Source organism: Variovorax sp. VaC1, from assembly GCF_043658315.1.
GTDB lineage: Bacteria > Pseudomonadota > Gammaproteobacteria > Burkholderiales > Burkholderiaceae_C > Variovorax.
This window is the reverse complement of the sequence record NZ_JBIGLT010000001.1, coordinates 993,272-1,007,891: the sequence shown is the minus strand read 5'-3', so window position 1 is coordinate 1,007,891 and position 14,620 is coordinate 993,272. Positions and strand designations below refer to the sequence as shown.

The 14,620-nt window shown below is 68.8% G+C and carries 12 protein-coding genes; 9 read left to right on the top strand and 3 right to left on the bottom strand.

The genetic code is table 11. The features are described from left to right. The first annotated feature begins 7 nt into the window (after positions 1–7). From ACGLHS_RS04795 to ACGLHS_RS04755, 9 genes are all read left to right on the top strand, one after another. Positions 8–3,187 (top strand): hypothetical protein, encoded by a 3,180-nt coding sequence (locus tag ACGLHS_RS04795; RefSeq protein ID WP_394477348.1) that lies wholly within the window; start codon positions 8–10, stop codon positions 3,185–3,187. Then, positions 3,184–4,896: an SWIM zinc finger family protein gene (locus ACGLHS_RS04790; RefSeq protein WP_394477346.1), complete on the top strand. Its 1,713-nt coding sequence runs from the start codon at positions 3,184–3,186 to the stop codon at positions 4,894–4,896. Before ACGLHS_RS04795 ends, ACGLHS_RS04790 begins: the two co-directional genes overlap by 4 nt. 285 nt (positions 4,897–5,181) lie before the next feature. Continuing rightward, entirely contained in the window at positions 5,182–7,158 is a 1,977-nt protein-coding gene (locus ACGLHS_RS04785) for a reverse transcriptase family protein (RefSeq protein WP_394477344.1), read from the top strand. 24 nt (positions 7,159–7,182) lie between these two features. After that, positions 7,183–8,385, top strand: a complete 1,203-nt coding sequence (locus tag ACGLHS_RS04780) for a serine hydrolase domain-containing protein (RefSeq protein ID WP_394477342.1) — start codon at positions 7,183–7,185, stop codon at positions 8,383–8,385. 315 nt (positions 8,386–8,700) lie between these two features. Then, positions 8,701–9,816 (top strand): N-acetyltransferase, encoded by a 1,116-nt coding sequence (locus tag ACGLHS_RS04775; protein ID WP_394477340.1) that lies wholly within the window; start codon positions 8,701–8,703, stop codon positions 9,814–9,816. Further along, positions 9,813–10,664: a PA4780 family RIO1-like protein kinase gene (locus ACGLHS_RS04770; RefSeq protein WP_093237442.1), complete on the top strand. Its 852-nt coding sequence runs from the start codon at positions 9,813–9,815 to the stop codon at positions 10,662–10,664. Before ACGLHS_RS04775 ends, ACGLHS_RS04770 begins: the two co-directional genes overlap by 4 nt. Before the next feature lie 21 nt (positions 10,665–10,685). Further along, the gene (locus ACGLHS_RS04765; protein WP_394477337.1) at positions 10,686–11,642 is read left to right on the top strand and encodes an ABC transporter substrate-binding protein; all 957 of its coding nucleotides are present in this window, start codon (positions 10,686–10,688) and stop codon (positions 11,640–11,642) included. Then, the gene (locus ACGLHS_RS04760; protein WP_394477335.1) at positions 11,639–12,511 is read left to right on the top strand and encodes a GNAT family N-acetyltransferase; all 873 of its coding nucleotides are present in this window, start codon (positions 11,639–11,641) and stop codon (positions 12,509–12,511) included. Before ACGLHS_RS04765 ends, ACGLHS_RS04760 begins: the two co-directional genes overlap by 4 nt. Continuing rightward, positions 12,508–13,062 (top strand): SET domain-containing protein, encoded by a 555-nt coding sequence (locus ACGLHS_RS04755; protein ID WP_394477332.1) that lies wholly within the window; start codon positions 12,508–12,510, stop codon positions 13,060–13,062. Before ACGLHS_RS04760 ends, ACGLHS_RS04755 begins: the two co-directional genes overlap by 4 nt. A gap of 3 nt (positions 13,063–13,065) precedes the next feature. Here the strand turns inward: ACGLHS_RS04755 and ACGLHS_RS04750 are convergent, their stop codons facing one another. The 3 genes from ACGLHS_RS04750 to ACGLHS_RS04740 form a co-directional block, all read right to left on the bottom strand. Continuing rightward, on the bottom strand, positions 13,066–13,392 hold the full coding sequence (locus ACGLHS_RS04750) for a DUF1090 family protein (protein ID WP_394477330.1): 327 nt from the start codon (positions 13,390–13,392) through the stop codon (positions 13,066–13,068). Positions 13,393–13,437: 45 nt separating this feature from the next. Further along, complete coding sequence (locus tag ACGLHS_RS04745) at positions 13,438–13,842, bottom strand: RidA family protein (RefSeq protein WP_394477328.1); 405 nt, start codon at positions 13,840–13,842, stop codon at positions 13,438–13,440. A gap of 135 nt (positions 13,843–13,977) precedes the next feature. Continuing rightward, entirely contained in the window at positions 13,978–14,544 is a 567-nt protein-coding gene (locus ACGLHS_RS04740; RefSeq protein ID WP_394477326.1) for a VWA domain-containing protein, read from the bottom strand. Between the last annotated feature and the right edge of the window lie 76 nt (positions 14,545–14,620).

Here is a 14,620-nt window from a genome sequence, read left to right as displayed (position 1 = left end):
CCTCCGCGTGAAGCGCATTCGCTCCGAGAAATTGATCCGCACGAAGCCCGGCGCGCAGGGCCCGACAGGCTTCGTCACCGTCGAACTGTTCGCCCTGCCCGAAGCGCCGGGCCATGTGGTGCATGTCAGCACCAGCCGCGACGGCCTGCAGTGGAAGGAAACGGTCTACACCCCCTCGCCATTGCCGCTGGAAGCCGCCAACGCCGCATTCGAGCAGGCCGTGGCGGCGCAGATCGCGCAGGGCTACACGCTCGAAGGCGGCGTACCCGCCGCCGCGCCGGTACCGGGCGTTTCGGCAACCGCACATCCGGGCGATGCCGTGCTGCTGGCCAGCCTCCATCCCGACGCATGGCGCCTGTTGCCACCCGTTCGCCAGAGCCGCGTGGTGTGGCGCATCGGCGAAAGGCGGTTGGCGGCGGCCGTGCCCCGTCTTGTGGAGTACCTTGAAACCGGCGAGCCGATGCTCGACTACTGCATCGCCTGGGCCATCGGTCGTTGCGGCGACGGCGGTGCCTTCGAGGCGATGCGCGAACTCTCGCAACGCGCGCGCACGCCGATGGTGGCCCGCGCGGCCCGCTGGGCGGCGCTGAGCCTGTGGCCCGAAGCGCAACGCACAAGCGAAGCCGACCGCATCGTGGACGACTGGCCCGCCTCGCTGCGCCGCGCCTGGACTGGCCTGCAGGCGGCACCCGGTGGGCAGTTGCTGCCAGCCATCCAGCAATTGCTGGCAGACCCCGCGCACTGGAATGGATTGAAGTACGGCAGCTGGATCGAGCAGCTGCTCGATCTCTCGTTGCTCGAAGGCCAGGCAGCGAATGGCCCGGCATGCGCCGCCGTGCTCGAAATCGCCCGCACCCTGCCGCTGGCCGCGCGCGGCTTTCGCGCCTGGCGCCGGCTCTACAAGGGCGCGGAGTTCGCCGGCAACTACCCGCTGCTCGGCCTGCTGCACCAGCGCCTCGAAACGCAACGCGCCGCCTTCCGCTCCGGCGGCCGATGGGCGCTGGCCAACGGCCGCTACGTGGAAATCGCGAAGGAAATCGTGCGCCCCGACAGCCGGCTCGCCTACAGCCAGCGCACGCGCGACTACCTGCGCCGCCGCACCTGGCGCAACCTGCGCCGGCTGGCCCTGACCGGCGCGGCCGACGAGCCCGATTGGCTGCAGCTGGCCATGGGCGTGCTGTTGGCCGCCGACGATGCCGACGCCGGCACGGCCGGCGAGCAGTCCCTGTCGCATTGGACCGAGGAGCCCGGCAAGTGGCACACCGGCCCCTACAGCCGCTGGCTGGTGCTGATGCAACTGCTGCATCGCCACGACGACGAATGGCAGGTCCAGCGCGATGGCCTGCGCTGGCGCCGCAGCACGCCGTTGCCCGAGCGGCGCACCCGCCGCACCGAAGCCTGGCCCGAGCGCTGGGACCGGCATCCACAAGCCCTGCTGCAGCTGATGCAGCAAGGCCGTTGCGCCGCGGTGCATGGCTTTGCCGCGCTGGCGCTGCAAGACAACAAGCCCTTTTGCGAAGCGCTCGAAGCCCCCGCGGTCTGGCAGCTGCTGGCCAGCCCATGGGCCGACACCGCCCGCTTCGCGCTCGCCATTGCACGCCAGCGCATCGCCGCCGGCACGCCCGCGCAGCCATGGCTGCCCGCACTGCTGCAGTCGCCCCTGGCGGAAGCGCGCACCTATGCACTCGAACGCATCGCGCAAGACCCGGGCCTGTACAGCCAGCAGGTCGAGCTGCTGATGCTGCTATTGACCTCCACCGACGCCGAAGTGCGCCGCGCCTCGCGCCTGCTGGTGCAGGCGGCCACACCGAACCTTGCGACGCTCGACGCGCTGTGCGTCGAACTGCTCGCATGGCTGTCGGCTTGCGATGTCGAACAGCCCGAGCTCGACGCCATCTGCGAGAACCTGCAATGGGCGCTGCAAGGTCCGCTGCGCAATGCCGCGGCCAAGGCCCCGCTACCTGCGTTGCTCGCGCTGTTCGACCACCCCAGTGCCGACGTGGTGGCCACCGCCGCCGAATGGCTGCTGCTGCATCCAGCGTCGGTGCAGGGCCTTCCGGTGGAAGTGCTCACGCGGCTGCTCCAGTCGGACGACGGGCGCCTGCGCGGTGCCGGCGTGCGCCTTTTCACCGCCCTGCCCGACGCCACGCTGGTCAGCCAGCCCGAGCTGTTCGCGGCCTTCTGCAGCAGCCCGATGCCGAACGTGCGCGCGGCCGTGGCACCCAAGCTCGCGCAACTGCTGCCGCAGCACCCGGCTTTTGGCGCGGCGCTGATGCCGCTGCTGCGCGACGAGCTGTTCCGCGCCGAATCCGCGGAAGGCGTCTTCGACTTTCTCCTGCAATGGCTGTGCGGCCCGCTGGCCGATCACACCCGCGCCGGCGAGCCCGCTGTCACGCTGCGGCTGCTCGAAGCGCGCAGCAAGGGCGCGCAGCGGCTGGGCAGCTGGCTGCTGCCCCAGCAGACACCTGAGAGCTTCGACGTGCTGCAGACCGCGAGCCTCGGCCTCGTCGACACCGCCGCCGCGCGCCGCTGGGCCATGGACCAGCTGGCGGCCTATCCGCAGCGCACGCTGGCCCGGCTCGACGATGCACTGCGCATCTTCGACAGCCGCTGGGACGATGCGCGCGAATGGGCCCGCGCATGGTTCGGCGCGCAAGGCAGCGCGTCCGAATGGACGCCGCCGCTGCTGGTGCGCCTGTGCGACCACAAGGACGCGGGCGCCCAGCGCCTGGGCCGCGAACTGCTCACCACCCATTTCGACGTGACCGACGTCACCACCTACATGCTGCAACTGAGCCACCACCCCTCGCCCGGCATGCAGCTGTTCGTCACCAACTGGCTGGCCTCGGCCGCGGGCCAGAAGGCCGACGTGCTGGCGCGGCTGGAGCCGTACTTTCTCAGCGTGCTGTCGCAGGCCAACCGGGGCCGGCTGGCGAAGGCACGGGTCATGCAGTTCCTGGCCGCGCAGGCCGCGCATTCGGAAGACATCGCGCGCATCGTCGCGCGCGTGTTCGCGCGACAGGCCGTGACCGGTGCCATCACCGAGCGCGCCCAGTACGTGGCGGGCCTGCGCAGCATCCAGGCGCAGTTCCCCGCGCTCGACAACCCCTTGCAGACCACTGCGGTACGCAGCGTGGCACCGCGCCGTGCCCCGCCTGCCTTGCCGTCGGGAGGGCCCGCCGCATGAGGTTCCAGTACCGCTACTTCGGGCACTCAGGTGTCCAGCACACGGCGAACAGCACGGCGCTGCAGTTCGCGCCCGACACGCTGCGCGCGCCGGTGCATTTCGTGGCCGAGGTCAACCGCCACCTGCCGTTTCGCGAAGGCATGTCCGCACTGCACGACGTGGTGGTGGGCGACCTGCGCTTCCAGCCGCGCGACAAGAGCGCGTACCTCGAATGGCTGGCCGGACAAGAAGGCGACCTGCTCGCGCAGTACATGGCGCGCAGCGATGAGCTGAAGGCGCAGATGGCGCCGATCCGTACCGAGCTGGACGAACTGCGCAAGCGCAAGCAGGAGGTGCTCAAGCCCTTCATGGGCGCGCAGAAGCGCTACTTCGACCACATCTACAAGGTCAACCGCGAAGCCTGGTTCGTGCTCGACCCGGTGATCACGGTGCACCCCGACCGCGTGTTCTTCGAGTGCTTCAGCCAGGACGAGTCGAGCTACGGCATGTTCTCGTGCAGCCACGAAGTCTTCGACCGCGTGAGCGACCACGCCTTCGGCACCACCAACGTCGACTACTCCGAATCGCTCTACGACGAGTTCCAGAAGATCCGCGACTACAAGTCCACGCGCCTTGCCATCGACCCCGGCGGCTTCCAGGTGCAAAGCGGCAGCGACCCGGCCTTCCACGAGCCGAAGATCGACGTGCCCGACAGCTGGGTGCGCGGCTTCCTGCAGGTCAGCAGCGCGATGCTGTTGCCGGCGCAGCGGCTGCAGCTGCATCCGATGGACATCCACAACATCTGCCTGGTGCTGCGCCGCCGCAAGGAGCGCGTTGGACCGCGCTCGCTGCGCTTCATCCTGCGACCGGGGCAGCCGGTGCGCATTTTGTTCGAGCCCTGGGGGCACGAGCTGGTGTGCCCGCGCTCGACGCACAGCGCCACGTCGGACATCGACATCCGCGTCTGGGGCCGGCGCCGCCTGCTGCAACTGGAGCGGCTCGTGCCGGTGGCGCAGGGCTTTACGGTGCACCTGCTGGGCACCGGCATGCCCAGCTTCTGGGTCGCGCAACTGCCCGACATGGAATTCACGCTCGGCCTGTCGGGCTGGACCGCCAACGACTGGGCGCGCAACGGCCACTTCGAGCTGCTGCAGCCGCGCCACACGGTCGACCAGGACAGCCTGCTGCGCGTGTTCGCCGCGCTCGGCGAACGCTGGCGCGCCACCACCGCCGAGCTGGCTGCCGCCACCGGCCTGTCGAGCCTGACCGTGGATGCGGCGCTCGGCGGCTACGTGCAGGCCGGCCGCGTGGTGTACGACCTGGCGCATGGCGTCTGGCGCTTGCGCGAGTTGAGCCGCGAGCCGCTGCCCATGGACAAGCTGCGCTATTCGAGCCCGCAGGAAGAAGCCGCCGCCGAACTGGTGAAGGCAGGCCGCGTCAACAACGTGAAGACACAGGCCCGGCCCGATGGCGGCATGACGCTGAGCGGCAAGTGCAAGGGCACCTCGGGCCAGCGCGAATACCTCGTAAGCCTGCAGTTGAACGCCGAGCAGCGCGTCGACAACGGCGACTGCCAGTGCGACCACTTCTTTCGCCATCACATGCGGCAGGGGCCGTGCGAGCACATGCTCGCGCTGCGCCTGACGGCAGCACCGGCCGTTGCCGCGCTGCCATCGAACACGACCACACCAACAACGACCGATCCGGAAAGGACCGCACGCATCGACTGATACACTGCTTTTTGCGAACGGAGCGGGAAGGCTCTTGCAATCCGGGTGGCGCATCGCCACCCTCGCACACAGCACTTCCCAAGCGTCACTGGACGTCTCTTCACTGTGCCGTAGGTGCACGGTGGCGCGATAACAGTGCGGCTTCCTCGAAGCTCATCGGCGCCACCGTGCACCTACGGCGTCGAGTGGAGCCCTCCAGTCCCGAGGCTCTTCGACGAGATTCCCGCTCCGTTCGCAATTTTCTTTTCTCAGCAGTGCATCGGCCGATGGCGTCACGCCAGGACCATGCAGCCTCCCGCTTCTTCATCTTCCATTCCCGATTCGGCGCTCACACGCGAGCAGCTCTACGAGCGCCTGCGCACCAGCTCCAAGCAGGAAGTCATCCTCCAGGAAATGCAGCGCCTGGGCTTCTGGCCGCAGGACGCGGCGCAGCCCACGGTCGAATCGCAACTGATCCGCCGCGAGAGCGAACTGCAGGTGGCGCTGAGCAAACTCGGCGAAGAGCTGCGCGGCATCTCCGACCGCGACAAGGCCCTGAAGATGATGCGCAAGGAGCGCATGGCCAAGGCCCGCGAGCGCCGCGAAGAAACCCGCCAGCGGCTGGCACAGGGCCGCCATGCCCGCGCCCTCGCCTGGCACGACCGGCGCCAGCGCGAGCTGCTCTACGTGGGCGACGGCGTCTCGGGTGGCCTGGGCGAAGCACAGAGCGACAGCCAGGCGCTGGCCCGCAACGCCCTGCCCGCGCTCAACCACGCGGGCGACCTCGCCGGCGCGATGGGCATCGGCCTGGGCGAGCTGCGCTTCCTGGCCTGGCACCGCGAGGTGGCCAACGTGAGCCACTACCAACGCTTCACCATCGCCAAGAAGAGCGGCGGCGAGCGCCACATCTCGGCGCCCATGCCGCGCCTGAAACGCGCGCAGTACTGGGTGCTCGACAACATCCTCTCGAAGATGCCGGTGCACGAAGCGGTGCACGGCTTTCTGCCGGGCCGCTCCATCCTCACCAATGCCGCGCCGCACGTGGGGCAGGACGTGGTCATCAACCTCGACCTGAAAGACTTCTTTCCATCGATCGGCATGCGCCGCGTGCGCGGCGTGTTCCGCCAGCTCGGCTACTCGTCGCAGGTCGCGAGCCTGCTGGCGCTGGTCTGCACCGAGGCGCCGACCGACGAAGTGCAGCTCGATGGCCAGCGCTACTTCGTCGCCCGTGGCGAGCGCGTGCTGCCGCAAGGCGCGCCCACCAGCCCGATGCTGACCAACCTGCTGTGCCGCCGGCTCGATGCGCGACTGGCCGCGAGCGCGGCCAAGCTGGGTTTTCGCTACACGCGCTACGCGGACGACCTGAGCTTTTCAGCCGGCCCCGCACACAGCCGCGACACCGGCAAGCTGCTGTGGCGTGTGAAGCAGATCGTGGCCAGCGAAGGCCTCACGGTGCACCCCGACAAGCAGCAGGTCATGCGCAAGCACCAGCAACAGCACGTGACCGGCATCGTCGTCAATGACAAGCTCTCGCTCGACCGCGACACGCTGCGGCGCTTTCGCGCGGTGCTGCACCAGGCCGAACGGCATGGGCCGCAAGGCCTGCAATGGAACGGCAACACCGACGTGATCGGTGCGCTGCGCGGGTACGCCAACTTCATCGCGATGACCGATGCGGCGCGCGGCGAGCCCTATCTGCAGCGTGTTCGCGCACTGGCCGCCAAGCACAGGGGCAGCGCGGTGACAGCGCCTGTGCCGGCTGTGCCAGCCATGGCGCACGAGGCAAACAGCGCGCCGCAACGGCGCCTGGCTCCGGGGCAGTTCCGAAAGCAGTCCGCCGCAGGCCAGGCGCCCTGGCCCGCATGGTGGCAACCGGCACAGGCTTCCGCACCCGTGCTCGAGAAAACAGCCGAGCAACTCGCTGAGGAGAAAAAGGCCAAGCGCGAAGCCGAACGCGCGCAGGCCGCCGCAGCCGCAGCGGCTGCCGCCCCTGCACCGCGTGCGGTTGCGGCGCCCGCCATCGCACCGGCGCAGGCCGAGCCCGAACCCTCGACACCCGCGCGCGCGCCCGAGTCTCCATTCATCGTCTGGGCCAGCATCGCGCTGCAAGGCCTGTACGTGCTGTCGTCGATCTTCAGCGGCCGCAGCCCCATGGTGTGGCTGGTGGTGGGGGCTGTCGTGATCGGCAACATCATCCAGCGCCGGTCGGGTTGGATGCGCTTCGTCATTGCGCTGATTGCAGCGTCGGCCCTGCTGGGCGTGGTGCGCGGCCTGAGCCGGTAGCCACGCCACCCCGCAAGGATTCAGATGAGCATTCCAACCGCGCCACCTGCGCCGGCGCGGCGTCGCTGGCGCGGTCGGAAGGCGACGCTCATCGTCGCAACGGCACTCCTGCTGCTGGTCGTCGGTGGCTTCGCGTACACCGCAGCGATCGGCATGAAGAACCCGCTGTTCCTCGTTCGCTTTCTCTTCACGCCAAGATCCGAAGTCGAGGTGCTGTACGACACCCGGACGATCTCGGCCTCGCCGCAGCCACGGCCCATCCCTGAACATATCCAGCCCCTCTCGGGAAGCGTGCCGTGGAAAGGCAAGAGCGAGGACATCGTGAGCGTGCTGCACGAAACCCGGACTCATGCGTTCCTGGTCATGTGCAACGGCACGCTGGTGAACGAGTGGTACAGCGAGCCCGGCAAGAAGACGGCGCGCGAGTCCTCGTGGTCCATCGCCAAGTCGGTCGTGGGCCTGCTTGTCGGGCAGCTCATCGACGAGGGCAAGCTGTCGGAGCGCACCCGGCTCGTGGCGGTGCTTCCGGAGTTCGCCATCGGCGGGAAGTTCGACGACATCACCGTCGCAGACCTGCTCGACATGAAGAGCGGCATCGACATGACCGAGGACTACGCCGAATACAAGCCCTTCGCCGGCGTCGCCGGCATGCAGGTGACGGCCGACCTGCCCGGCTACCTGATGAAGCACCGAACGCTCTTCTTCGCACCCGGGACGCAGTCGGCCTACCGGAGCGTCGACGCGCAATACCTGTCGATGATCGTGGCGCGCATCGAAGGAGAGCCGCTGGCCAAGGTGCTCGAACACCGCTTGTGGCACCCGCTCGGCGCCGAAGACGTGGCGACGTGGAACCTCGATCATGCCGGCGGCATCGAGCGCGGCTTCGGCAACCTGAACGCCACGCCGCGAGACTTCGCCAAGCTCGGCCTGCTGGCGCTCGCGGGCGGCAAGGCCGGCGACCGGACGCTGATCTCTCCGGCATGGATGGCCCGGATCAGCACGCCAGTGGCCGAGGCGGAACCGGGCTGGATGTACGCCGCGCAATGGTGGCACCCACCGGGCCACGAGAAGAACGGCGACTACACCGCGATCGGCGTCTACGGCCAGTTCGTCTACGTCAACCCGAAGCACCACGCCGTCATCACGAAGCTCAGCGACTACGGCGCGCAGCAGGACGAGGCAGAGCTGATCGACGTGTTCCGGTCGGTGGCCGACGGGTGCCATTGACCCAAAACACCACACCGCACTTCACAACGCGCGGCATCCCCGCTACAGTCGGCGCCTCGACAAACAACTCAGACCGGAGGTGCGCGATGGAAGACACTGCAATTCATGCCCCCACTCCCGTACGGTTTGTCGAGCCTCATCGGCACTGACTGCTGACGCACTTCCTGCGTAGCGCGCGCCCCTGACGGGCACGCCCGGTCCGGGCCTCGCGGCCACTTCGCCGCCGAGACAAACCGCCATCGATTCAAACGTTGCCGCCTGCACGACCGACCTCGTGCCGGCCGCGATCCGTTCATTTCCGAATCAAGGCTCACCATGCTTGAACAACGTGCCGCGGCTTCGCGGCATACCGCTACCACTGTCACCGTTTTCGATCCCGCGCGCGCGTCCGAAGCGCAATGGAACGACGTCCTTGCCTACTGGCGCCTGCGCAACGAGGAAGACATTCCCGAGGAGCCCCAGCCGAGCGACGTCGAGATCCGGCGCAACGTGCTGCAGGAGCGGGACCGGCCCCTGTACAACATCCAGCGCCTGCTGGCACAGGACGCGCAAGGCCGCCTTCTCGGCAGCCTGAACATGAGCTACCGCCGCGAAGGCACGCCCGACCACGCGACCTTCGCACCCTTCGTCGATGTCTGGGGCGGCGTGCTGCGCGCGCACCGGCGCCAGGGCGTTGCCAGCCGGCTGCTGCACGGCCTGCTGGCCACGATGCAAGCGCAAGGGCACACCGTCGCGACCCTCAGGGCGCACCTGCCTGAAGGCCACGCCTTCCTTCAGGCCATCGGCGCGACCGAGAAGCACCGCAGCGTCGAGAACCGCATGGCCTTCGCCGATCTCGACTGGGCCGCGCTCGCACGCTGGCAAGCCGACGCCTTCAGCCCCGCCCGCGGCTTGCGCACCGAAATTCACATCGGCCGCGTGCCGCGCGACCGGCTCGCGACACTGATCGAACCCATGTCGGTGCTGCTCGACGATGCGCCCACCAGCGGACTCGAACGCGCGCCCTTGCGCTACGAGCTGGACGACTACCTCGCCTGGTACGCCGAGATCGATCGCCGTGGCGGCGAGCACTTCCTCGTGCTCCTGCGCGATGGCGAAGACATCGCGGCGATGTGCGATGCGAGCTGGAACCAGCTCTACCCCGACCGCATGTTCCAGCGGCTCACGGCCGTCGCGCGCCACTGGCGCGGCAAGGGCCTCGCCAAGGGCGTGAAGGCCGCCATGCTGCGGCTCGTGCACGAGCGCCACCCCGAACTCACCATGGCCGTCACCAGCAACGCCGAAATCAACGCACCCATGCTCGCCATCAACCACCAACTGGGCTACGTCCCGTACCGGAACGACGGGGTCTACCAGATCGGCACCGAAAGCCTGAAGGCCTTCCTCGCGACCCGTCCCCTGGCTTCGCAGCAACAGGAGGCACAACGATGAAAGCACCTCAAAGACTCCAGGCACTGGTCGACGAAGGCCTGATCGACAGCGTGGTGCGCCAGCTGATGAGCGGCAAGGAAGCGATGGTCTACGTCGTGCGCTGCGGCGAAGAAACGCGCTGTGCCAAGGTCTACAAGGAAGCCGACAAGCGCAGCTTTCGCCAGGCCGTCGACTACACCGAGAACCGCCGCGTCAAGAACACGCGCGAGGCGCGCGCCATGGCCAAGGGCACGCGCTTCGGCCGCAAGGTGACAGAAGCCATCTGGCAAAGCGCCGAGGTCGATGCGCTCTACCGCCTGGCCGCCGCCGGCGTGCGCGTGCCCACCCCGCACAACTTCCTCGAGGGCGTGCTGCTGATGGACCTCGTGACCGACGCCAACGGCGATGCCGCCCCGCGCCTGAACGACGTGGTCTTCACGCCCGAAGACGCCATGCGGCACCACGCCAGCCTGCTCAGGGAAGTGATGCGCATGCTGTGCGCCGGCATCGTGCACGGCGACCTCTCGGAGTTCAACGTGCTGCTGGCCGAAGACGGCCCTGTCATCATCGACCTGCCGCAGGCAGTGGACGCCGCCGGCAACAACCACGCCCAGCGCATGCTGCTGCGCGACGTCGAGAACCTGCGCAACTTCTTCGGCCAGTTCGCACCGGCGCTGCTGCGCACGCACTACGGCGATGAGATCTGGCAGCTCTACGAGCGCGGCCTGCTGCGCCCCGAGACCGAGCTGACCGGCACCTATGTGCGCGAGACCGGCCCGGTCGACCTGCGCAACGTGCTGCGCGAAGTGGACGACGCGCGCGCCGAAGAGGCGGCGCGACTGCTGCGCATGCGGACGCCGCGACAATAGCGGGCCTTTCGAGCCCGCACGATGAACGCCTCTCCCCTGCCGCACACCGCCCCGCAACCCTCGCACGGGCGCCAACCACGCGCCAGCGCCATCCGCCGGATCGCGAAGGCCGCGGCCTTCGTCGCGCTGGGCATCGGTTCGGCGCATGCGGCGGCGGCCACCATCCGCCTGGAGGACGACCGCGGCACCACGCTCGAGCTGCAGGCGCCGGCGCGGCGCATCGTGTCGCTGATGCCCTCGCTCACCGAGACCGTCTGCGCACTCGACGCCTGCGACCGGCTCGTGGGCATCGACCGCCATGCCAACTGGCCGGCGTCGGTGAAGGGCCTGCCGCAGGTGGGCGGCATCGACGACGCGAACATCGAGCGCATCGTCGCGCTCAAGCCCGACCTGGTGCTGCTGCGTCCGCGCAGCCGCGCCGCCGAGCCGCTGGAGCGCCTGGGCATCAAGGTGCTGGCGCTCGACGCCAAGACCCACGCCGACATGCGCCGCGTGATGGAAACCGTGGCCCGCGCCACCGGCCGCCCCGGCGCCGGCGAAGCCTTCTGGCGCAAGCTCGACGCCGGGCTCGATGCCGCGCGCGCCCGCGTGCCCGCCGGCTGGCAGGGGCGGCGCGTGTACTTCGAGGTGCACGGCGGCGTGGCGGCGGCCAGCGAAAGCTCCTTCATCGGCGAAACCCTGGCACGCCTCGGCCTTGCCAATGCCGTGCCCGGCACGCTCGGTCCCTTTCCGAAGATGAGCCCCGAATTCGTCGTGCGCGCCGACCCGGACGTGCTGATGGTGTCGGCGCTCGGCGAAATATCCGCCATGGCCGCGCGGCCCGGCTGGTCGGCCATGTCCGCCATCCAGCGCGGCCGCGTCTGCAGCTTTGCCTCGGCGCGCTTCGACCTGATGATGCGGCCCGGCCCCCGGCTGGACGAAGCGGCCGATGCCATCGTGAGCTGCCTGAATTCACTCCCTGCACAAAACCCGCGATGAGCAACGACACCGGCACGGCGGCCGTTCCCGCCACGAACTTCACGCGCGACGAACTCACCGCGCTCTGGAACCGCGCCTACGAGGGCTACTTCGTTCCCATTGCCTTCGACCGACCACGCTTCGACCGGCACCTGCGGCGCGGCGACGTGGACTTGGCCCTGTCGCGCGTCATCGCGGTCGATGGGGTGGCTTGCGGCATCTCGCTTGCCGGCCTGCGGCAAGACCGGGCCTACCTCGCGGGCTTCGGCATCGCGAGCACGCACCGGCGGCAAGGGCTGGCCCGGCAGCTCATCGAAGCGCAGACTGCTGCCTTCTCGGCGGCGCGAATCGACCGGGCCTTTCTCGAAGTCATCGAACAGAACCCGGCGCGCGTGCTCTACCGGCAGGCGGGCTTCGAGGAGCTCCGCACGCTCGACGTTCTTGAGTGGGCCTTCGAGGCGCGTGCGACAGGCGTCGGCCACACGCTCGCCTCTGAAGAACTCACAGCCGTGCACGCAGCCTGCAGCGCGGTGTCGCGCCCCACATGGCGACGCGAGCTGTCGACCGTGCGCGACGCCCTCACCCACGAAGGCGCCATCGCACTCGGCGTGCGACGCGGCGCAGCGGTCACCGGCTATGCCGTCATGGCGCCAGCCGGCGATGCCCAGGGCACCTTGTTCGACGCAGCCGCCATCGACGAAGCGGCTGCCCACGACCTGCTCGACGCCTTGGCCGCCGCGCGCCCAGGCACCCGCTGGCGGCTCGTCGACGAACCCGCGCGCAGCCCCTTATCCAATGCGGCGACCGCACGCGGCGCAAGCACTGTCATCCGTCAGATAGAAATGGCGTGGCCCCTCCCGTCGGGCAACAACGCCTCGTCCCTCACATGAAGCATCGCAAGCAGACCTCTTCCACCCCCTTCATCCGGGTCGGCCCCAGCGGCGTCCACGGCCTCGGCGCCTTCGCCACGCGCGACCTGCCGGCCGAAGCCTTTCTCGGCCTCTACGAAGGCCGCCGCTACTCGAAGCAGGAAATCGCCACCAAGGTCTGGGACGACCAGCTCACCTACCTGTTCACGCTGACGAACCAGGAAACCATCGACGGCGCCAAGGGCGGCAACGCCACGCGCCACCTCAACCATTCGTGCGAGCCGAACTGCGAGGCCGTCGAGGAATACGACGACGCGGGCGAACTGGTGCTCAAGTTCCAGACGTTGGAGCCGGTGGATGCGGGCGAAGAACTGTTCATCGACTATTCGCTGACGGCCGACGACGGCTCGCCGCCCTCGAAGTACCCCTGCCATTGCGGCTCGCCGAATTGCCGCGGGACAATGCTGGCGCCTGCGGACACCACGGTGGAGAAAGACGCTGCGTCGCCCGGCGACCCACAGGCCCACGCGGCATCGGGCAACGCCGTTCAGCCGGTGCACATGGGCAAGTAACCCTCAGGGCGACTCGTTCTTCAGGCTGCGCAGCTGCTCTTCGGCACGCTCGAGCTCCGAGCGCAGCGTCTTGATTTCCTGCTCCAGCTTTTCGATGCGGGCCGCCTTGCTCGGTGCCGTCGCATTGCAACGCGCCTGCAATGCACTCAGTGCCTCGGCCAGTTGCCGCCGGCGCAGCATCTGGCCCCTGGAGCGGGCAAGGTCCATGTCGCTCTCGAGCGCCGCTTCCTGCGCCTTGCAATCGCCAGCGTCCGAAGGCTCCGCGGATTGCGCGAAGGCAGGCAACGCCAGGGTCAGTGCGAGGGCCAGGAAGCAAGGTTTCAGAAGCATGCCGTAAGGTACCTGAAGTCCCCCAGGGAACGGGCCTTCACCCCTTCAGACTGCAGCCGTTCTGGCAACGCATTTGATCTCGAGCAGCCAGTCGGCACTGCCCAGGCGCGACACCTCGACCAGGGTCTGCGAAATCTGCGGCTCGCCGCCGAACATCTCGGCGCGCAGGGCGAACAGGCCATCGGCATCGGCGAGAAAGCCTTCGATGTCGGTCACGAAAAGCGTTTCGTCCACGATGTCGGCCATGGTCGCACCGAAGGATTCGAGCACCTTGCGAACGTTGCCGTAGGCCTGCCGAAGTTGTGCCGCCGTGTCGCCCGCGCCGATGGTGTGCCCCTCGCCGTCCACGCTCACCTGGCCCGACAGGTAGATGGTGTCGCCCACCTGCACGCCGTCGGCAATGATCTTCCTGAACGCGCCTTCGCGCACCACGCGCCTTGTTGCTGCCATGTCGTTTCCTTGGGGTTGGGTTGAACCGGCGGCAGTATCGAAGGGAAGGCGTGCACCGTTTGGCCCTACGGCAGATGAGCTTTTGGCGCGGAGGCCGATTGCCGCGCCCGAAGACGCGTTATCGGCGCCTGTGATTCAAGCTGCCTGATCGGCCACCAGGTAGCGCGCCTGCCAGCGCTCGGCCAATTGCCGCGCGCGATGCAGCGGAATGCGTGCCGCTTCGAAATCGACCACGCAGGCGACATCGGTGGCTTCGGGCCGCGCGGGGCTTTCGCTGGTGCGGCCATCCGTCAGCAACCACAGCCAGCGCTGCCGGGCCTCGCTGCGAACCAGCAGCTGTTCGGCGCGCTCCACGCCCAACGCGAGTGGCGTACCGCCACCGGCACCGATGGGGGCGATCCAGTCATCGTTCCAGGCGCTTGCGCGGCGCGGCGACAGGCGCAGCTCGGCCACGTTCCCCGCAAAGCACAGCAGCGCGACGTGGTCGCGGCGCTGATACGCCTCCTGCATCAGCGCGAGCAGCAGGCCCTTGGCACGTGCGAGGTTGCCGTCGTTGCGCATCGAGGCCGAGCAATCGAGCAGGAAGCAGTGGAGCGCACCGCTGCGCGCCTGCTGCGGCCGATGCCGCAGATGCTCCGCACGCAGATCGGCCGCGCCACGGGCGACCAGCGTGCGCGGCCAGTCGAAGGCCGTGCCAAGCAAGGCGGGGCCATGCCACGCGTCCCTTTGCGTGCCCTGCCTCCGGTCACCCTGGCGTGCGCCAGCGGGTGCGGCGTCC